Here is a 19,958-nt window from a genome sequence, read left to right as displayed (position 1 = left end):
TCAGGACGGCTGGACCACGACGCGGCGGCGTGGTTCCTCGCCCTCGGACTCGCTGGTCAGGCCCGCGGCCGCGACGACGTCGTGGACCACCTTGCGCTCGAACGGCGTCATCGGATCGAGCCGCACCGGCTCACCCGTGGCCTTCGCCTCCTCGACCGCCTTGCGACCGACCTCTTCGAGCTCGGCCCTGCGATTCGCCCGGTAGTTCGAGACGTCCAGCATCAGCCGCGACCGCTCACCGGTCTCCCGGTACACCGCCAGCCGGGTCAGCTCCTGCAGCGCCTCCAGCACCTTGCCGTTTTCGCCGACCAGGTTGTTCAGCTCCGCACCGACGATCGAGACCGCGGCCCGGTCGCCGTCGATGTCCATGTCGATGTCGCCGTCCAGATCGGCGATGTCCAGCAACTCCTCGAGGTAGTCGGCCGCGATGTCGCTCTCCGCCTCGAGCGCCTTGAGACGCTCCGCAGCGCTCGTCTTGGCACCGGACTGCTCCGTCGCCTCGGGGTTCTGCATGCCGTCGCTCACGGCCACTCCTTCACGATCTCGAGGCCCGCCCCACGGGGACCCAGGTGTACACAAGCAGGCAGGGTTACCGGCGGGGTTCCGGTCAGCGGGAGCCGCCGGACTTCTTCTGCGCCGCCTTCTTCTGCGCGGCCGACTTCGCCGCGGGCTGGCGCTTCGCCGTCGTACCCTTCTTGCCGGCCGGCTGCTTCTTGGCAGCACCGGCCTGAGTCTTCTTGGCCGCCTCCGGCGTGGCGTTCGGGGACGCCTGCCCGTTGCTCGACGCCGCCGCCGTGTCACCGGTGCCGGCCGCGGGCTGAGCACCGGGACCCCCGCCCTTGCGGTTGCTCCGGGACTGCCGCTTCGGCTGCTGCCGCTGCGCCGGACGCCGGTCCGTGGCCGTTGCCGTCGTCGTACCGTCCGCGTCCGCCAGGCCCTCCTCGGCCGGCCGGCCGGCGCGCAGGTTGTGCTCGCGCTTGCGGGCCTCCATCGCCTCGTACGCCGGCGTGCCCGGAGCCGGGTTGCGACGGATCACGTAGAACTGCTGGCCCATCGTCCACACGTTCGAGACGAACCAGTAGATGAGCACACCGATCGGGAAGTTGAAGCCGCCGATCAGGAAGAAGATCGGGAAGACGTACAGCATGATCTTCTGCATCTGCGCGGCCTGGCCCTCGAGGGCCTCCTTCGGCATGTTCTTGCGCATCAGCTGAAGCTGGGTGATGAACATGGTCGCGGTCATCAGGATGATCAGCACGACCGCGACGACCTTGACGTTCGCCGAGCCGTCACCGTTGGCCCGGAGGAACGTCTGCGAGATCTCGGCGCCGAAGATCTTCGCGTGCCGCAGCGAGTCGACGTGCGGCGTGATGATGCTGCTGTGGCTCTCACCCTTGGAGGCGCCGTCGAGCACCCGGAACAGGGCGAGGAAGACCGGCGACTGGAGCAGCAGCGGAAGGCACGAGGAGAAGGGGTTGGTGCCCGTCTCCTTGTACAGCTTCATCATTTCCTGACCGAGCTTCTCCCGGTCGTGGCCGTACTTCTTCTGCAGCTCCTTCATCTTCGGCTGCAGCAGCTGCATGTTCCGGCTGGAGCGGATCTGCCGGACGAACAGCGGGATCAGCAGGGTCCGGATGACGATGGTCAGACCGGCGATCGACAGCGCCCAGGCCCAGCCGCCGTTCGGGTCCAGCACATGCGACAGCAGCCAGTGCCATCCCACCAGCAGCGCCGCCACCGCGTGGTACAGCGGCGTCATGATCGCGTTGAATACGTCTACGATCCCGTCCCACAACGCGAGTCCGGGGATGGCCAGAAGAGTCACTCAAGCACCTCGCTGCACAGGCCCGGCGTCGGCCGACGGTCCGGGCTGGTTGGCGGAGATCGACTCTCCGCGCTGGTCGACATCTGTGGGTGGAACGGGGTCGTAGCCGCCGGGGTTCCACGGGTGGCAGCGGAGGAGTCTCCTCACCGCCAGCCAGCAACCGCGCACCGCACCGTGGCGTTCGACCGCTTCCAGGGCGTACGCCGAACAACTCGGGTAGAACCTGCACACCTGCCCGTACATCGGGCTGACGAAGGTCCGGTAGAGCTTCAGGAAACCGATGATCCCGCTCTTCACGGGATTGATCCTCATCGTGGCCCCAGCAACCGGGTCAGCGCACCGTCGACGTCCGCGACCAGTTCGTCGTACGACGCCGAGGCGGACGACGGCAGGGCGCGGACGACGGTCAGGCTGCCGGCCGGCAGGTCAGGGAGCCGCGTGGCCATCACGGCACGCAGACGGCGGTGGACCCGGTTCCGCAGAACCGCGTTGCCCACCGCCTTGTTCACCACGAATCCGACACGAGGGGGCTCGGCCGCGGCCTCGTCCCGCCGGAGCAGATGAACCACCACCGTGCGCCGTCCTGCCCGCCGTCCGGATCGGACGGCGCGGCGGAAGTCGTCGGACCGGCGCAACCGGTTCGACGCGGGTAACACGGGGTGGTCACCGTCGGGGAGGGGTCAGGCCGCGAGGCGCTGACGGCCCTTGCCGCGGCGCGCGGCGATGATGGCGCGGCCCGCACGGGTACGCATGCGAAGACGGAAGCCGTGCTTCTTGTGCCGGCGACGGTTGTTCGGCTGGAACGTCCGCTTGCTCACTGGAATGACTCCGGTTACTCGAGATCATAATTGTCGACAAATCCACTGATAGATCTGCCGCTGGTGCAAAGTCCTGCACACCACTCAAGAGCCAAAGGGAGGGTCTCGCACGGAGCGCAGCACGAAAGGGCCGGCTCAACACCGACCGATCCACGGTACGTGGCCGCCTGTGGACAGGTCAAACCAGCCATCCCCAGGGTTTTCCACAGGCTTGTGGACAGAATAGTCGGCACACGATCGGTCAGGTGGTCGTCACCGATGGCTCCTTCACCATGACTACGCTCCGGCGTCTACCCGACACGCCGCAAGTTGCCCCCAATTTTGGGTTCATAGCCTGTGGATGACGGCTTGAAGCAGCGTGGGCGGACTTGTTAGCGTCAGCCCCTCACACCAGAGGTCCCACATCCCGCAACTGGTAACCAACAGGCTCCACCCGTCGTTCACATCTGTGGACAACCGTGTGGACAGTACGGCGGCCGGCTGCGGACAACTGTGGTCGCAACGCGCCGGGCAATGCCGGCGAGGACCGGCCGCACGGTGTCGGGTCTAACGGTCGCGCCGCCCGGGTCACCGGAACGCGCCGGCCACCGCAGCGATGGATTCGGGGAGCAACGCGTGGTCGAGGACCATTCCGCCAGTGCGGAATTCGCAGGGAATGCCGGAGCGGAGTTCAGGCAAGAGATGACTCCCGAGCCCGGCCCAGTGCCAGAGACCGATCCCGCCGAAGCCCCGACCCCATCGCTCCAGAACCCCCCGGCCCAGGACTCGCGTCCGGACCTCGCCGCCCAAGAGTCACTCCCGGGCTTCCCAGCCCAAGACTCGCTGCCGAACCTCCCCGGCGAAGACTCGCCCCCGGGCTTTCCGACTCAGAACGACTCGCCCGGCACCCGGGTCCAGGACCAGCTGCCCAGCGACCCGGCCGGAGACGAGCTAGCCAGCACCCCGGCTCAGGACGAGCCGGTGCGCACACCGGGTCGAGACGAGCTTCCGAGCACCAGGCCTCAGGACGAATTGCCGCCGACCCCGGCTCACGACGAATTGCCGCGGACCCCGGCTCAGGACGTACTGCCCAGCACGCCGGCTCAGGAGGGCCCGACGCAGGTGCTGGGGCAGGGCGTGCCGGCGCGGGGGGCGGGTCATGAGGAGCTTGGGTATCGGCCGGCGTACCGCGAGGGGTATCGCTCCGAGTTGGAGCGCGCCGCCACAGATCTCCCGGGTGCAACGCACGAGCCGCCGACGAGTACGCCGTACTTCGGTGCCGCGCCGGCGGTCGCCGACAACCTGCGGTACGCCGACGTACAGAACGACAAGTACTCGGTCGACGTCCCACGTGCGGAGCGGTTCGGCGGTGCACCGGGCACCCGGCCGCCGGCGTTCGGCCACAGCGCGTCCCTCGAGTCGGACGGTCAGCGCCCCACATTCGGCGGCGACCGGCCCTTCCGCAACGAGGAGCCACAGCACCAGCCGCAGCACCAGCCGCAGTACGGCAACCAGCAGTTCAGCGGCGACCAGTACGGCAACGAGCGGCAAACGCCGGCGTACCAGCCCCAGGACCCGACCGGCCCCACCCGCAACGAGCCGGATCCGCGTCCGGACAACCCCGGCAGTGTCGAGGCTCCGGCACCGGTGACGGACCTGGGCGACGCCTGGGCCCGCGTACTCGGCGGCCTCCCGCCGAATCAGCGTGCCTGGCTCACCAACTCGCGCCCGGTCACACTGCACGAGAGCACCGCCATCGTGGCGGTGCCCGACGACTTCACCCGCGGTCAGCTCGAGACCCGGCTCCGCCCGGACCTCGAGCGCATACTGACCGAGAGCTTCGGCCGTGACATCCGCATCGCGGTGACCGTCGACCCGTCCCTCGACCCGGAGCTTCGCGAGCCGCAGCCCCAGCAGCAGGCACCGAAGCAGCAGCCCCCCGCCGTACGGGAGCCGTTGCGGACCGACGGCGCGTACCAGCCGACGATCCAGTCCGCGCTGACCGAGCCCGAAACCTCCGGACAGCAGTACTCACAGGCGCAGAGTCCGGCGCCACAGCTCGGTGCACCGCAGCAGCCGTTCGGTCACCAGATGGGTTCGGTCGCGCCGCTGCCGAACGGATCGGCTTCGGGCCAGCAGGCCACCGAGGCGCAGGGCGAGGCCCGGCTGAACCCGAAGTACACCTTCGAGACCTTCGTCATCGGCAGCTCGAACCGGTTCGCGCACGCCGCCGCGGTCGCGGTCGCCGAAGCGCCGGGCAAGGCGTACAACCCGCAGCTGATCTACGGCGATTCCGGTCTGGGCAAGACCCATCTGCTGCACGCGATCGGGCATTACGTCCGCAGTCTCTACACCGGGGCCCGGGTCCGGTACGTCTCCAGCGAAGAGTTCACCAACGACTTCATCAACGCGATCCGCGACGACAAGGCCGCCCAGTTCCAGCGCCGGTACCGCGATGTCGACGTTCTGCTGATCGACGACATCCAGTTCCTCGAGGGCAAGATCCAGACCCAGGAAGAGTTCTTCCACACCTTCAACACGCTGCACAACGCGAACAAGCAGATCGTGATCAGCTCCGACCGGGCGCCGAAACGCCTGGAGGCGCTGGAGGATCGGCTGCGGAACCGGTTCGAGTGGGGTCTGATCACCGACATCCAGCCGCCGGACCTGGAGACCCGGATCGCGATCCTGCGGAAGAAGGCGGCCACCGAGCGGCTGACCGCGCCGCCCGAGGTGCTGGAGTTCATCGCCAGCAAGGTGCAGACGAACATCCGTGAGCTCGAGGGCGCGCTGATCCGGGTCACCGCGTTCGCCAGCCTGAACCGGCAGCCGGTCGACCTGAGCCTGGCCGAGATCGTGCTGAAGGACCTGATCCCCGAAGGCAGCAAGCCGGAGGTGACGGCGAGCATGATCATGGGCCAGACGGCGTCGTACTTCGGTCTGTCGATCGACGACCTGTGTGGCTCGAGCCGAAGCCGCGTGCTGGTGACCGCCCGCCAGATCGCCATGTATCTGTGCCGCGAGTTGACCGATCTCTCGCTGCCGAAGATCGGCCAGCAGTTCGGCGGCCGCGACCACACGACGGTGATGCACGCGGAGCGGAAGATCCGTCAGCTCATGTCGGAGCGGCGCAGCGTCTTCAACCAGGTGACCGAGCTGACCAACCGGATCAAGCACCAGGCCAAGCAGCAATGAGCCGCGCTCCGTCGTCCCTGCCGGCCGCGAGCAGGTGCTCGGCGGAGCCGGGCCCGGGGCCGGAGGCCTCGCCCGACCGCATGTACGCCGAGGGCTACGACGCGGTCACACGAACCACACAGCCTGGGGATACCCCTGTGGATAACTGTGGGTATCACGGTGGACACGTCGGTGCGTGTTGTGGATTCGCTGTGGGGACAGAATCCGTCGTCACCAGGCGTCCCAAGCCCGACCGAGATTCGTCCACACGCCGTCCCCAGCCCGAATCGGCATCTGACCTGCGAACTCGCGGCTTTTCCACAGTATCCACCGGTGCTAAGAACCCTATGGAATCTGTAGAGAGTCACGAGTCCACAAAACGATCGAGCGGCCCGACCTGGGGAAAACCCCACTCTCGCGCCGGCTTGAGGGACCTGTCAGGCTGTCCTCAGAAGAGGAATCACCGCACCGAACAGAGCACGAGGCACAGACTCAGGAACGACGCCGACGCGACCCGCCCGAAGCGCCACGTCATGCCCGGTTGGCGCACATCACACTTGTCCGTGGCAGGATCTGCCTGGCACACAGCCGAATCAGGAGGCACCCAGCGGTGAAGTTTCGCGTCGAGCGCGACGTACTGGCCGAGTCGGTGGCCTGGGCCGCGCGCAGCTTGCCCAGTCGTCCCAGCGTCCCGATCCTTGCCGGCCTGCTGGTCGAGGCCGAGGACGGGCAGATCACCCTGTCCGGCTTCGACTACGAGACCTCGGTCCGGGTCACCGTGCCCGCGCAGGTGGCCGACAGCGGCAAGTGCCTGATCTCCGGCCGGCTCGTCGCCGACATCTCGAAGAGTCTTCCGAACCAGCCTGTGGACTTCGCGGTCGACGGCGCCAAGGCTCAAGTGACCTGTGGCAGTTCGCGGTTCACGCTCCAGACGCTGCCCACCGAGGAATACCCGGCCCTGCCGGAGCTTCCGGCCGCCAGTGGCACCGTCAAGAGCGACGTGTTCGCCCAGGCCGTGTCGCAGGTGGTGACCGCGGCCGGCCGTGAGGACACGCTGCCGGTGCTGACCGGCGTCCGCGTCGAGATCGAGGGGTCCACGATCTCGCTGCTGGCCACCGACCGCTACCGGCTCGCGATCCGTGAGCTCGAGTGGAATCCGCAGTCCCCCGACGCGTCCGCGGCCGCGCTCGTGCCGGCCCGGGTGCTGTCCGAGACCGCGAAGGCGATGACCGGGTCGGACGTGATCGTCTCCCTGGCCGCCCCCGGCACCGGTGACGGCATCGTCGGCTTCGAGGGCGAGGTGTCCGGCGGCAATCGGCGGGCCACCACGCGGCTGCTGGACGGCGAGTTCCCGAAGGTCCGCGGCATCATCCCGACCGACGCGGCGATCGCGACCCGGGTCCGGATCGACACCGCGACCCTGGTCGAGGCGGTCAAGCGGGTCGCCCTGGTGGCGGAGCGGAACGCGCCGGTGCGGCTGACGTTCAGCGATGACAGCGTGACGCTCGACGCCGGCAGCGGTGACGAGGCGCAGGCGTCCGAGTCGATCGAGGCGCGGATCTCCGGCGACCCGGTGACCGTCGGCTTCAACCCGACGTACCTGCTCGACGGCCTGAACGCGATCGGTACGCCGGTCGCACACCTGGCCTTCACACAGGCGACGAAACCGGCCGAACTGACCGGACTGAGGGACTTCGAGGGCGAACCGATCGGCGAGTTCCGGTACGTGCTGATGCCGGTCCGCCTGAATAGCTGAAAGCCAACAGAACAAGGGGATTTTCACGATGGAGCTCGGCCTTGTCGGTCTCGGCAAGATGGGCGGCAACATGCGCCTGCGGATCCGCAACGCGGGCCACACCGTGGTCGGGTTCGATCACAACCCGGAGATCTCCGACGCCAAGGACCTGGCCGACATGGTCGGCAAGCTCACCGCCGCGGACCAGCCGAAGGTGGTCTGGATCATGGTGCCGGTGCAGGCCATCGACCCGGTGATCGCCGAGCTCGCCGACCTGCTGTCCGCCGGCGACATCGTCATCGACGGCGGCAACAGCCGGTGGACCGACGACACCCGGCGCGCCGCCCAGTTGGCCGAGAAGGGCATCAAGTTCATCGACTGCGGGGTGTCCGGCGGGGTCTGGGGCCTGGAGAACGGCTACGCGCTGATGTGCGGCGGCGACAACGACACCGTCGCGACGGTGATGCCGATCTTCGAGGCACTCAAGCCCGAGGGCGACTTCGGGTTCGTGCACGCCGGCAAGGTGGGCGCCGGCCACTTCAGCAAGATGGTCCACAACGGCATCGAGTACGCGATCATGCAGGCGTACGCCGAGGGGTTCGAACTGCTCGAGGCCGCGGACATCGTGGACAACGTGCCGGAGACGTTCGAGTCGTGGCGCGAGGGCACCGTCATCCGGTCGTGGCTGCTCGACCTGATGGTGAACGCGCTGAAGGAAGACACCCACCTGGACAAGATCCGCGGGTACGCCGAGGACTCCGGTGAGGGCCGGTGGACCGTCGAGGCGGCGATCGACAACGCCGTACCGGTGCCGGCCATCGCGTCGGCGTTGTTCGCCCGGTTCGCCTCCCGGCAGGACGACTCGCCGGCGATGAAGGCGATCGCCGCGATGCGCAACCAGTTCGGCGGTCACGCGGTGAAGGGGGCCGAGGACCCGTCGTACGCGACGCCGCCGGCCAAGCACTGAGGTGTTTGTCACCGCCCTCGGTCTGATCGACTTCCGGTCCTACCCGCAGGCGGAGGTCCTGCTCGAGCCGGGCGTGACGGCCTTCGTCGGCCCGAACGGGCACGGCAAGACGAACCTGGTCGAGGCGATCCACTACACCGCGACGCTCGGCTCGCACCGGGTGGCGAACGACGCCCCGCTGGTCCGGGCCGGTGCCGGCCGGGCGATCGTGCGCACCGAGATCCGCAGCCAGTACGACCGCGACGTGATCGTCGAACTGGAAATCAATCCTGGGAAGGCAAATCGGGCCCGGGTGAACCGGTCGCCGGTCCCCCGGCCGCGTGACGTGCTCGGGTTGCTCCGCACGGTGCTCTTCGCGCCCGAGGACCTTGCCCTGGTGAAGGGCGATCCGTCCGAACGCCGCCGGTTCCTGGACGAGTTGCTCACCCTGCGGTCACCGCGGATGGCCGGCGTACGGCAGGACTACGACCGGGTGCTGAAGCAGCGGAACTCGTTGCTGCGCAGCGCGTCGATGGCCCGCCGGCAGAACCGTTCGAGCGCGGCCGAGGGGCAGTTGCGCACGCTGGAGGTGTGGGACTCGCACCTGGCCCGGGCCGGTTCCGAACTGCTGGCGACCAGGCTCGAGTTGCTGGAATCCCTTCGCCCGCTGGTCTCCAGCGCGTACGACGCCGTTGCCCGAGGCAAGGGTGATGCGCGGCTGGAGTACAAGTCGTCGGTCGTGCTCGAGCCCGGCGTGGTCTCGCGGGAGGAACTGGGCGAGGTCCTGCTCAACGCGGTCCGCGAGCGGCGGCAGGACGAGCTGGAGCGTGGCGTGTCGCTGGTCGGTCCGCACCGCGACGACGTCGTTCTCGGGCTCGGGGACTTGCCCGCGAAGGGGTACGCGAGTCACGGTGAGTCCTGGTCGTTCGCACTCGCGCTGCGGCTGGCGTCGTACGAACTGCTCAGAGCGGACGGAGGTGAGCCGGTGCTGATCCTGGACGACGTGTTCGCGGAGCTGGACACGCAGCGCCGCGACCGGCTGGCCGAGCTAGTTGCTCCCGCTGAGCAGGTGCTGGTGACCGCGGCCGTGGGCGCTGACGTGCCCGCTGAGCTCAGCGGTGTGCGGTTCGACGTCGGCGAGGGGGCCGTCAGCCGTGCCTGAACCCCGGAATTCCTCTGACAGCGGCCCTGAGAACAGCACAGCGGGCGGAGACGCCCCGGAGCGGCCGGGTGAACCTGAGCACGACAAGCAGGGACTGGACCTGGCGAAATCGCTCGCCGGCCGGCTCAAGGCCATGAGCCCGGTCCAACCGGTCAGGCGGCCCCGACGCCGGCCGCGGATCGACGGCGCGCAGATCAGCAGTGCGCGGCCGGACGACCGGGATCCGCAGCGCCTGACCACCACGCTCGGCCGGCTGATGCGCGACCAGGGCTGGGAGGTCGACGTCGCCGTACACGGTGTGATGGCGCGCTGGCCGGCGATCGTCGGGCCGGAGATGGCCGAGCACTGCAAGCCGGAGAGCTACCAGGACACCGAGCTCACCGTCCGCACCGACTCCACCGCCTGGGCCACGCAGCTGAAGATGCTGGCCCCTGATCTGGTACGGCGTCTCAACGCCGAACTCGGCGACGGAACGGTCACCCGCGTCAACGTCCAGGGGCCCCACGCCCCGAGCTGGCGCAAGGGCCCCCGCACCATCCGCGGCGGCCGCGGACCGCGCGACACCTACGGCTGACCGGCCCGCGAGAGCGAATTGCGGGAGCGACCCGGCGCTCCCCTAGGATCGGGCGCGATGCGCACGATCGTCGACGGCTTCCGCGAGATGGTTCACCTGCTCGGAGACACCTTCCGGCTCTGGTGGCGCAACCTGCTGCCCCTGATGACCTGGTTCCTCGCCGGGTACGTCGGCTTCAAGTTGTGCATGGAGAGCGCGATCTGGCTGGCCGAGCACTCGCACTCGAGCATCGGCGTCGGTGTGTTCTCGGCCGGCGTACTGATGCAGATCGCCGCGTACGTCGGCATGATCCGGACCTGCGCGACGTCGTTGTACCGCTGGCGGGACGCGGCGAGCAACCAGGCCGAGGAGACCTCGGACCCGACTCAGCAGAGCCTGATGGAACTGCTGGCCGTCACCCTGCTGCCGCTGGTCGCGGTCTGGTCGGCGTGGGGCTTCCTGGAAGAGCAGGTGTCGCAGCTGACCGTCAGCAACCAGGTGGAGCGCGGTCTGCAGCCCGGTTCGGGCTTCTTCGACCTGGGCGGCGGTGCCTGGCACAAGTACCTGCCGGCGATCGTCGTCCTGCTGGTACTGCGCCGGGTGATCGAGGCGATCGACGACCGCTGGCCGAGCCGGCCGGCGAAGTTCGCCCAGGTCTGGGCCGAGGCGTTCTTCCTGCTGATCACGGTCGTGGTCACGCCGTACGCGATCGAGGAAGGCAAGGACTGGTTCCGGGACCGGAACTTCTGGTACTGGACGGTCGGCTGGTGGGGCGACGTCAAGAGCTTCTTCGACGGGATCCACATCCCGATCCCGGCCGGGATCGAGTTCCTCTGGGGATTCTTCTGGGAGACGCTGTGGCCGCTGTTCAAGCTCGGTGTCGCCGAGCCGCTGACCTGGCTGGCGATCACCACCGTGGTGTTCGGTCACCGGGTGCTGTCCGGAAGCGGCGTATTCCGCGGCACCCGGCTCGAGCGGCGCTTCGGCGGCGAGGTCGAGGTCCAGACGCCGCAGAACCGGATCGCCGCCCTCACCACCAAGGCACCGAACCTGGTGCTCGGCGGGCTGCGGGAGAAGTTCTACCCGACGCTGAACGCGTTCCGGCTGCTGGTCCGGGTCGGCCCGGTGTTCCTGGGCGTGGTCTGCATGGTCTACACGTTCTGGCAGCTCGGTGACGACTGGGCGTTCGTCGGGATCCAGCGGCTGATCGGGATCCACGGCGAGCGCTGGGGCCTGATGAACCACGAGATCGCCGAGCTGATCCGGGACGTCGTCTTCGAGACGCTGCGGATCGCCCTGCTCGCAGCCGCCTTCGACCTGTGCATCTCGGTCGGCAGTGAACGGCGGGCCGAGGCCGAGGCGGCGGAGGCCGAGAAGGCGGCGCCGGCGCCGGCCTGAACCGTCAGGGCGTGATCAGGACCCGGCGGAAATCCTCGCGGGTCTGGATGGTGACGCCGATGACATGGGGTACGGCGTCGGCCGGGATGACGAAGATCTGGGCGACCTTGCCGGGCTTGTTCAGCTCGAACTGGACGTCGTCGCTGCCGAAGCAGCTGGTCGGCAGCTCCCAGTCCGAAGTACTGGCCGACGACCAGATGTTGCCGCGGTCGTCCATGAGGTTCGCGGAGCAGCTGAAACCGCCGTCCTTGAGGTAGGTCCCTTCGCGCGGCGTCGCGGTCAGCTTGGCGACCATCAGCACCGAGCCGGCCGGCGCGCCCAGCCCGATCTCCTTGCCTTCGTCGTCGACGATCCGCGTATAGGGCTGGAGCGAGTCGAGCTTCCACTCGACGTCGCCGATCGTCACCGGGCCGCCGTTCCGGACCAGTTCGTTGACGTTGCCCTGGTTCCAGACCTGTTCCTCGTCACCGAGGTAGACCCGGGTCACCAGGTACGCGCTCGCCGCCATCAGCGCCACCAACAGCGAGATCTGGGCCGCCAGCCGGGCCGCACGGGTCATGCCCCTCATGAGGACGCCACCCGGACGACCGGCTTCTGCAGCACGTACTGCGCCTCGGCGCCGTCGACGAGCTGCTGGGCGACCTCTTCACTCGGGACGCCGAGGTCGACCTCGATGTAGGAGTTCAGGACGTTGTAGAACATGCTCGGCCGGACTTGCAGCTTGAGCCCCTTCAGATCGGTCGGGTTCACCTCGAAGACGACGGCGCCGGTCTTGGCGAAGCCGGGTTCGGGGAAGTCGATCCCCGAGTCGTTCAGCCCACCGATCGGCTCGTACACGGTCCCGCCGTCGGCAAGCAGGCGCGCACTCAGGTTGTTCGGCTTCTTGACCCCGCGGACGGTGTCCCACTCGAGGGCGACGAACACACCGTTGGTCTCGATCGGCTTGTCGTCGTCACTGCCGGACTCCTCGACGATCGCCTTCGCGAACTTCATCCGGGTGACGGCCAGTGTCGAGTCTCCACCGGCATACTTGAGGGGCTCGCCGATCGTGCCGTGTACGACCTCCAGGTTCTGCTCCTCGAACACCTGCTCCGGGGTGGCGAGCCGGGTGAGGCCGCCGAGCAGGACGAACAGGACGCCGACCAGCACAGTGGCGGGGCGATAGAGCTTCACTGGTCCCCCTCCGTGACGTCGACGACGGTCGGCTTGAGCTGTACGACGGCATCCGGGCGCTCGTTGTGCCAGTACGGATCGTCGTTCGCACCGAGCAGGGCGTTGTCGGATTCGTAGCGCTCCCCCAGCACACCGATCTCGACCAGGTCGGCGGTGAAGTCCGGCGGAACCTCGAACTCGGTGAAGCAGCTCTCCGGCGGAAGGCCGTAGACGAGGACCCAGTTGAGCTCGCCACGGCAGTTGGCGCCGTTGGAGTCGACGAGATCCTTTCCGCCGCCCGGCACGAACTTCAGCAGGGTGCCGTTCAGGCTGTCGCTGGTCTGCTCTTCGGTGTCGATGTTCTTCAGGTCGAAGTACACCCGCAGCTCCGCCTCGGCGTCGGTGTACTCACCCTTCTTCCTGACCCGGATCTCGGCCTTGGTGAAGTTGTACTCCCACTTGCCGGACTCGACGGTCACCGGCGCGGTCAGGGTCGGGACGGCCCGGCCCTCCTTCTCCTTCCAGCCGCCGGTGGCCAGTACCACCAGGGCGAGAACGACGACGAGTGCGATCGCGATCAGCCATTTGCGCCGGTGCCGGTGGATCACCCGGTCGGCGATCATGGCGTCGATGACGTCGTCGAGACTTTCCACGGCAGCGATCCTAGAGGGCCGTGGGTGCGCGGACCGCCGCCCGTCCGGCCGCCCGGACAGCGGTCTGGACCGCTGTTCGCGGTCTCGGTTCACAGACGGTCGGCCCGGATAGGGTCGGAGGCCGCTGTGCGGCCGTGAGCGCTTTTGAGCCCCCCATCCGCGAGAGGGGACATGGCGACGAGGGAGAAAAGACGCCCTGGCATGAGTTCCGGGCCCTTGGTGGCCGGTTCTGCTTCGGTCGACAGGTAGAATGGCGGTGTAGAGCCAGCCGCACCTCCAGCAGCACCGGAGGGGGCGGCTTCCACTGTGCCGCGATGCCTCGCTGACGCGAGGTCCGAGGAGGACAACAGCCGGTGACCGACGAGCCGACCGAGATCGACGCCAACCAGTCCGCCGACCCCATCGGCACCGTCGTACCCGACAGTGAGATGCTCTCGGGCGTCGTGGAGCGGGAGTACGACGCGAGTGCGATCCAGGTCCTCGAGGGCCTCGACGCGGTCCGGAAACGGCCGGGTATGTATATCGGGTCGACCGGTGAGCGCGGTCTGCACCACCTGGTCACCGAGGTGGTCGACAACGCGGTGGACGAGGCGATGGCCGGCGTGTGCGACCGGATCGTCGTCACCATGCTGCCCGACGGCGGCATCCGGGTCGAGGACAACGGCCGCGGTATCCCGGTCGGCATCGTCGAGTCCGAGGGCAAGCCGGCCGTCACCGTCGTACTGACCGTGCTGCACGCCGGCGGCAAGTTCGGCGGCGGCGGGTACAAGGTGTCCGGCGGTCTGCACGGTGTCGGTGTGTCCGTGGTGAACGCGCTGTCCACCCGGCTCCGCGTCGACGTCAGGCAGAACGGCAAGGCCTACACCCAGTCCTTCACCATGGGCGTGCCGGACGAGGACCTGGCCGAGGTGGGCCCGGCCGACGACCACGGTACGACGATCACCTTCTGGGCGAACCCGGACATCTTCGAGACCACGACGTACTCGTACGAGACGCTGTCCACCCGGTTCCGCGAGATGGCCTTCCTGAACAAGGGCCTGGAGATCGTGATCCGGGACGAGCGGCCGGACCACACCGAGGACGGCAACCCGGTCGAGCAGTCGTTCAAGTACGACAACGGCCTGGTCGACTACGTGAAGTACCTGACCGGGATCCGCGAGACCGTGCACCGCGACGTCATCTCGTTCGAGGCGGCGCAGGGTGACAACGACATGAGCCTCGAGGTCGCGCTGCAGTGGAGCAGTTCCTTCCAGGAGTCGGTGCACACCTTCGCCAACGCGATCAACACGCACGAGGGCGGCACCCACGAGGAAGGCTTCCGGGCCGCGCTCACCTCGCTGGTCAACTCGTTCGGCGAGGACCAGGGCATGATCAAGAAGAAGGAGGACAGGCTCACCGGTGACGACATCCGGGAGGGCCTGACCGCGATCATCTCGGTCAAGCTGGCCGAGCCGCAGTTCGAGGGCCAGACCAAGACCAAGCTGGGCAACACCGAGGTCAAGGGCTTCGTCCAGCGCGTGGTGAACGACAAGCTCGGCGCCTGGTTCGAGCAGAACCCGGCCGAGGGACGCGAGATCATCCGCAAGGCGACCGCGGCGGCGAGCGCCCGGATCGCGGCCCGCAAGGCCCGTGACCTGGCCCGCAACCGCAAGGGTCTGCTCGGCGGCGGTGGCCTGCCGGGCAAACTGGCCGACTGCCAGTCGACCAACCCGGAGGAGTGCGAGGTCTACATCGTCGAGGGTGACTCGGCGGGCGGCTCCGCCAAGGGCGGCCGGGACCCGAAGTTCCAGGCCATCCTGCCGATCCGGGGCAAGATCCTGAACGTCGAGAAGGCCCGGATCGACAAGGTCCTGCAGAACAACGAGGTCCAGGCGATCATCTCCGCCCTCGGCACCGGGATCCACGAGGACTTCGACGAGGACAAGCTGCGGTACCACAAGATCGTGCTGATGGCCGACGCCGACGTCGACGGCCAGCACATCCGGACCCTGCTGCTCACCCTGCTGTTCCGGTTCATGCGGCCGCTGATCGAGCGCGGTCACGTGTACGCCGCCCAGCCGCCGCTGTACAAGATCCGCTGGACCAACGCGACGCACGAACTCGCCTACACCGAGCGGGAGAAGGACGGCCTGCTGCAGGCCGGCTTCGAGGCGGGCAAGAAGCTCCCGAAGGAGAACGGCACGCAGCGGTACAAGGGTCTGGGTGAGATGAACGCCCAGGAGCTGTGGGAGACGACGATGGACCCGGCGAACCGGGTGCTGTTGCAGATCACCCTGGACGACGCGGTCCGCGCCGACGAGACCTTCCAGACGCTGATGGGCGACGACATCGAGGCGCGCCGCAGCTTCATTCAGCGCAACGCCAAGGACGTCCGCTTCCTCGACATCTGACCGGCCGCCCGGCCGCCACCCGGCCGGGCGCTTCCACCTCGCGCCAGCCACTACCGACGTACGACGTCTGAACCGAACGGGACGAGCTTTTCATGACCGAGACCCCCACCTCGCCGGGCCACGACCGGATCGAGCCCCTCGATCTGCAGACGGAGATGCAGCAGTCGTACCTCGACTACGCGATGGCCGTCATCGTCGGCCGTGCGCTGCCCGAGGTCCGCGACGGCCTGAAGCCGGTGCACCGGCGCATCCTCTACGCGATGTACGACGGCGGCTACCGGCCCGACCGCAGTTTCTCCAAGTGTTCCCGCGTGGTCGGTGACGTGATGGGTCAGTACCACCCGCACGGCGACTCGGCGATCTACGACACCCTGGTCCGGCTGGCGCAGCCGTGGGTGATGCGGGCGCCGATGATCCAGGGCCAGGGCAACTTCGGTTCGCCGGGTAACGACCCCGCGGCCGCGATGCGGTACACCGAGTGCCGGCTGGCCCCGCTGGCGATGGAGATGGTGCGCGACATTGACCAGGACACGGTCGACTTCCGCCCCAACTACGACGGCCGCTCGCAGGAGCCGGTGATCCTGCCCAGCCGGTTCCCGAACCTGCTCGTGAACGGTTCCGCCGGAATCGCGGTCGGGATGGCGACCCAGATCCCGCCGCACAACCTGCGCGAGGTGGCGGCCGCCGCCAACTGGTGCCTGGAGAACCCGGACGCCACCCAGGAGGAGATCCTGGCCAAGTGCATGGAGCACATCAAGGGCCCGGACTTCCCGAACGGCGCCCTGGTGGTCGGCTACAAGGGCATCGACGACGCGTACCGGACCGGCCGCGGCTCCGTCACCATGCGTGCGGTCGTCGACATCGAGGAGGACGCCAAGGGCCGGACCAGCCTGGTCGTCACCGAACTGCCGTACATGGTCAACCCGGACAACCTGGCGCAGAAGATCGCCGAACTGGTCAACACCGGCAAGATCAACGGCATCGCCGACATCCGCGACGACACCTCGTCGCGGACCGGCCAGCGCCTGGTGATCGTGCTGAAGCGGGACGCCCAGCCGCGGGTCGTCCTGAACAACCTCTACAAGCACACGCAGCTGCAGGACACCTTCGGCTGCAACATGCTGGCGCTGGTGGACGGCGTACCGCGCACGCTGAGCCTGGACCTGTTCATCACGCACTGGATCGACCACCAGATCGAGGTCATCCAGCGGCGGACCCGGTACCGGCTGCGCGAGGCGGAGAAGAACGCCCACGTCTTCCGCGGCTACGTGAAGGCGCTGGACGCCCTCGACGAGGTCATCGCGCTGATCCGGCGCAGCCCGGACGTGGACGAGGCGCGGCAAGGCCTGATCAACCTGCTCGACATCGACGAGATCCAGGCGCAGGCGATCCTGGACATGCAGCTGCGCCGGCTGGCGGCCCTCGAGCGGCAGAAGATCGTCGACCGGCTGAACGAGCTCGAGGCGATCATCGCCGACCTCGAGGACATCCTGGCCGACCCGGTCCGGCAGCGGCACATCGTCCGCGACGAGCTGGCCGAGATCGTGGAGAGGTTCGGCGACGACCGCCGTACCAAGATCATCGCGGCCGACGGCGACCTGTCCGTGCAGGACCTGGTCCCGGACGAGGACGTCGTCGTCACCATCACCCGCGGCGGCTACGCGAAGCGGACCAAGACCGACCTGTACCGGGTACAGAACCGGGGCGGCAAGGGTGTCCGGGGCGCGCAGCTGCGGGCCGAGGACGAGATCAGCCACTTCTTCGCCACCACGAACCACCACTGGATGCTGTTCTTCACCACCAAGGGCCGGGTCTACCGGGCCAAGGCGTGGCAGCTGCCCGAGTCCGCCCGGGACGGCAAGGGCTCGCACGTCGCCGGCCTGCTCTCGTTCCAGCCGGACGAGGAGATCGCCCAGGTGCTGACCCTGCGCGACTACCAGCAGGCCGACTACCTGGTGCTCGCGACCAAGAAGGGCCTGGTCAAGAAGACGCCGCTGCGCGACTACGACTCGGCCCGGCAGAGCGGCATCATCGCGGTGAACTTCCGCGAGGAGGACGACGAGCTGATCGGCGCCGACCTGGCCAGCGCCGAGGACGACCTGCTGCTGGTGTCGCGGAAGGGGCAGTCGATCCGGTTCACCGCGAACGACGAGCAGCTCCGGCCGATGGGCCGGGCCACCTCCGGCGTCACCGGGATGAAGTTCCGCCCGGGTGACGAGCTGCTCTCGATGTCGGTGATCCGGGCCGGCTCGGAGGAGGACACGCAGTACGTCTTCACCGTGACCGACGCCGGGTACGCCAAGCGCAGCCGGGTGTCGGAGTACCGGCAGCAGGGCCGCGGCGGCCTCGGCATCAAGGCGGTCAAGCTGAACGACGAGCGCGGCTCGCTGGTCGGCGCGCTCATCGTGGTCGACGACGACCAGGTGCTGGCGATCAAGACCAGCGGCCAGGTGGTCCGCAGCCGGGTGGACAGCGTGCCGGTCAAGGGCCGGGACACGATGGGTGTCCGGTTCGCCGGCGTCGGCGAGTCCGACGCGGTGGTCGCCATCGCCCGGAACACCGATCTGAGCCTGAACGGCCAGGACGACGAATCCGAAGCCGCCGAAGCGGGTACCTCCGAAGATGCCCAGGATGTGGACGGATCGACAACCGAATCCACCCCTGAGAGCGTCCAGAATGATGACCAGCGTTCGACGGACGTCGACGGCGCGGCTACCGTCGAAGACGACGAAGCCGGCCAGGAGGGTAACTGATGACCAACCGCGCGAGGCCGACATGGCCCGACGGTGCGGCGGACAACTCCAAGGCCCAGCGGCCACCGCAGGGCGGGAGCAAGCAGTCCACCGCGCCGGGCAACTCGGCCTCCAACGGTCGTTCCGGCGCCGCATCCGGCGGCAACGGCCAGCAGAGATCAGGCGACTTCCGGCCGCAGCAGCGGCCCTCCGGGAGCGCCCAGCCGCGGCCGGGCCAGCCCGGTGCGTCCGGGCCGACCGGCACGCCGCAGTCCGCGCCGGTGCGTCCGCCGCAGCAGCCGCCGGTCCGGCCGGTCTCCCAGCCGGTGTCGCGTCCGGCGTCGCAGCCGGCTTCGGCTCCGGCTTCGGGTCCGATCAGTCCTGGCCAGGTCCCGCCGAGTCCTAGTACGCCGGGCCGGCCTGAGCCGTGGTCGGGCGGTTCGGCCGCCTCGGCGGCCGCCGAGAGTGCTTCGTCGTACGGCGTGACTGGGAAGAGTACGGCGAAATCCGCGGGTGAGAGCTTCGGCGGCCGGGTCAGTGCCGCCCGGCAGGCGGTGCTGGACAAGGCCGCCGCGGTCAAGTCGGCGAAACCGGAGAAAGCCGAGAAGGTGGAGGCCAAGCCTGCCGTGAAGGCCGAGAGGGCACCGAAGGCCTCGACCCGGCCGCAGACCCGCAAGGCGCGGCTGCGGATGTCCCGGATCGACCCGTGGTCGGTGATGAAGACCGCGTTCCTGCTGTCGATCGCGTTCGGCATCGTCACCTGGGTCGCGGTGTTCATCGTCTGGTCCGCGATCGGCGCGGCCGGGGTGTTCGACAACATCAACAACACCGTCACCGAGGTGCTCGGTACGCCGGCCGCCGAGCCGTTCCGGATCGAGAACTACATCAACACCGGCAAGGTGATGGGATTCACCACCCTGCTGGCGTGCGCGGACGTGCTGATCATCACCGCTCTGGCGACACTCGGCTCGTTCCTGTACAACATCGCCGCCACACTGCTGGGCGGCCTGGAAGTGACGCTGGCGTCGGAGGACTGACCGTCCTCCGGAGTAGTCGCAGAGTGGTTGCGGGGGTGCGTTGAGGTGCTTTCGGGGTCGCCGGTCAGGCCTGCTGATGGCCCGGCCGGAACCGGTTTGGGAGTAGGGCACTTGGTGCGGTAATCTCTCCCGGGTTCGACCCCGCAACGCGGGCCTATAGCTCAGACGGTTAGAGCGCTGCCCTGATAAGGCAGAGGTCACTGGTTCAAGTCCAGTTAGGCCCACCACCACGATCGTGAACCCCGATCCGAGGAGTCCCGGTGCTGAAGAAGATCCTGCTGGTGCTGGTGGCCAGCATCGGTGGATACTTCGCCTACAAAAAGACCCAGCAGTCCCGCGCCGAGAAGGACCTCTGGGCAGAGGCCGTCGACCCGGTCACCCCGGGCCGCTGACCAATCCCCCTC

Annotated in this window: 17 protein-coding genes, 1 tRNA gene and 1 pseudogene; 11 read left to right on the top strand and 8 right to left on the bottom strand. The window is 68.3% G+C overall.

From position 1 onward, the window contains the following. The 5 genes and pseudogenes from ACYVOK_RS33480 to rpmH all read right to left on the bottom strand — a co-directional run bounded on the left by ACYVOK_RS33480 (position 1) and on the right by rpmH (position 2,643). Positions 1–525, bottom strand: a complete 525-nt coding sequence (locus ACYVOK_RS33480) for a Jag family protein (protein ID WP_460666605.1) — start codon at positions 523–525, stop codon at positions 1–3. Between the two features lie 313 nt (positions 526–838). Then, positions 839–1,816 (bottom strand): annotated as a pseudogene (yidC, locus tag ACYVOK_RS33475) (membrane protein insertase YidC); the annotation flags it as partial. A 9-nt stretch (positions 1,817–1,825) separates the two neighbouring features. Beyond that, positions 1,826–2,137 carry a membrane protein insertion efficiency factor YidD gene (gene yidD, locus ACYVOK_RS33470; RefSeq protein WP_460666604.1) on the bottom strand — a complete coding sequence of 104 codons (312 nt, stop codon included), beginning with the start codon at positions 2,135–2,137 and terminating at the stop codon, positions 1,826–1,828. Beyond that, entirely contained in the window at positions 2,134–2,481 is a 348-nt protein-coding gene (rnpA, locus tag ACYVOK_RS33465; protein ID WP_460666603.1) for a ribonuclease P protein component, read from the bottom strand. The genes yidD and rnpA overlap by 4 nt, the downstream gene beginning before the upstream one ends. A gap of 24 nt (positions 2,482–2,505) precedes the next feature. Then, positions 2,506–2,643, bottom strand: a complete 138-nt coding sequence (gene rpmH, locus ACYVOK_RS33460; protein WP_130386492.1) for a 50S ribosomal protein L34 — start codon at positions 2,641–2,643, stop codon at positions 2,506–2,508. 1,626 nt (positions 2,644–4,269) lie between these two features. On the opposite strand from rpmH, the gene dnaA reads away from it, so the two are divergent. The 6 genes from dnaA to ACYVOK_RS33430 all read left to right on the top strand — a co-directional run bounded on the left by dnaA (position 4,270) and on the right by ACYVOK_RS33430 (position 11,590). Beyond that, positions 4,270–5,817 (top strand): chromosomal replication initiator protein DnaA, encoded by a 1,548-nt coding sequence (gene dnaA / locus ACYVOK_RS33455; protein ID WP_460666661.1) that lies wholly within the window; start codon positions 4,270–4,272, stop codon positions 5,815–5,817. Between the two features lie 589 nt (positions 5,818–6,406). Further along, a complete protein-coding gene (gene dnaN, locus ACYVOK_RS33450) occupies positions 6,407–7,552 on the top strand; it encodes a DNA polymerase III subunit beta (protein ID WP_460666602.1) in 1,146 nt (381 codons plus the stop codon). Between the two features lie 28 nt (positions 7,553–7,580). Then, positions 7,581–8,498, top strand: coding sequence for a phosphogluconate dehydrogenase (NAD(+)-dependent, decarboxylating) (gene gnd / locus ACYVOK_RS33445; protein ID WP_460666601.1), 918 nt, complete (start codon positions 7,581–7,583; stop codon positions 8,496–8,498). Position 8,499: 1 nt separating this feature from the next. Further along, complete coding sequence (recF, locus tag ACYVOK_RS33440) at positions 8,500–9,639, top strand: DNA replication/repair protein RecF (protein WP_460666600.1); 1,140 nt, start codon at positions 8,500–8,502, stop codon at positions 9,637–9,639. A gap of 133 nt (positions 9,640–9,772) precedes the next feature. After that, positions 9,773–10,213 carry a DciA family protein gene (locus ACYVOK_RS33435; RefSeq protein ID WP_460666599.1) on the top strand — a complete coding sequence of 147 codons (441 nt, stop codon included), beginning with the start codon at positions 9,773–9,775 and terminating at the stop codon, positions 10,211–10,213. A gap of 57 nt (positions 10,214–10,270) precedes the next feature. Further along, complete coding sequence (locus tag ACYVOK_RS33430) at positions 10,271–11,590, top strand: hypothetical protein (protein WP_460666598.1); 1,320 nt, start codon at positions 10,271–10,273, stop codon at positions 11,588–11,590. 4 nt (positions 11,591–11,594) lie between these two features. Here the strand turns inward: ACYVOK_RS33430 and ACYVOK_RS33425 are convergent, their stop codons facing one another. Genes ACYVOK_RS33425 through ACYVOK_RS33415 form a run of 3 tightly spaced genes read right to left on the bottom strand, consistent with a single transcriptional unit; the run spans position 11,595 to position 13,395 of the window. Then, complete coding sequence (locus ACYVOK_RS33425) at positions 11,595–12,158, bottom strand: hypothetical protein (RefSeq protein ID WP_460666597.1); 564 nt, start codon at positions 12,156–12,158, stop codon at positions 11,595–11,597. After that, positions 12,155–12,763: a hypothetical protein gene (locus tag ACYVOK_RS33420; RefSeq protein ID WP_460666596.1), complete on the bottom strand. Its 609-nt coding sequence runs from the start codon at positions 12,761–12,763 to the stop codon at positions 12,155–12,157. The genes ACYVOK_RS33425 and ACYVOK_RS33420 overlap by 4 nt, the downstream gene beginning before the upstream one ends. After that, the gene (locus ACYVOK_RS33415; RefSeq protein WP_460666595.1) at positions 12,760–13,395 is read right to left on the bottom strand and encodes a hypothetical protein; all 636 of its coding nucleotides are present in this window, start codon (positions 13,393–13,395) and stop codon (positions 12,760–12,762) included. Before ACYVOK_RS33415 ends, ACYVOK_RS33420 begins: the two co-directional genes overlap by 4 nt. Before the next feature lie 353 nt (positions 13,396–13,748). On the opposite strand from ACYVOK_RS33415, the gene gyrB reads away from it, so the two are divergent. The 5 genes from gyrB (at position 13,749) to ACYVOK_RS33390 (ending at position 19,946) form a co-directional block, all read left to right on the top strand. After that, on the top strand, positions 13,749–15,785 hold the full coding sequence (gyrB, locus tag ACYVOK_RS33410) for a DNA topoisomerase (ATP-hydrolyzing) subunit B (RefSeq protein ID WP_460666594.1): 2,037 nt from the start codon (positions 13,749–13,751) through the stop codon (positions 15,783–15,785). Positions 15,786–15,877: 92 nt separating this feature from the next. Continuing rightward, on the top strand, positions 15,878–18,538 hold the full coding sequence (gene gyrA / locus ACYVOK_RS33405; RefSeq protein ID WP_460666593.1) for a DNA gyrase subunit A: 2,661 nt from the start codon (positions 15,878–15,880) through the stop codon (positions 18,536–18,538). Next, positions 18,538–19,554 (top strand): DUF3566 domain-containing protein, encoded by a 1,017-nt coding sequence (locus ACYVOK_RS33400; protein ID WP_460666592.1) that lies wholly within the window; start codon positions 18,538–18,540, stop codon positions 19,552–19,554. The genes gyrA and ACYVOK_RS33400 overlap by 1 nt, the downstream gene beginning before the upstream one ends. Before the next feature lie 150 nt (positions 19,555–19,704). Beyond that, positions 19,705–19,781: transfer RNA gene (locus ACYVOK_RS33395), tRNA-Ile, on the top strand. Between the two features lie 33 nt (positions 19,782–19,814). Then, positions 19,815–19,946, top strand: coding sequence for a DLW-39 family protein (locus ACYVOK_RS33390; protein WP_233712472.1), 132 nt, complete (start codon positions 19,815–19,817; stop codon positions 19,944–19,946). Positions 19,947–19,958: the final 12 nt, after the last annotated feature.

The organism is Kribbella swartbergensis (genome assembly GCF_054784135.1).
Note: the sequence above shows the minus strand (reverse complement) of the source record. Positions and strands in the feature narration are given on the sequence as shown.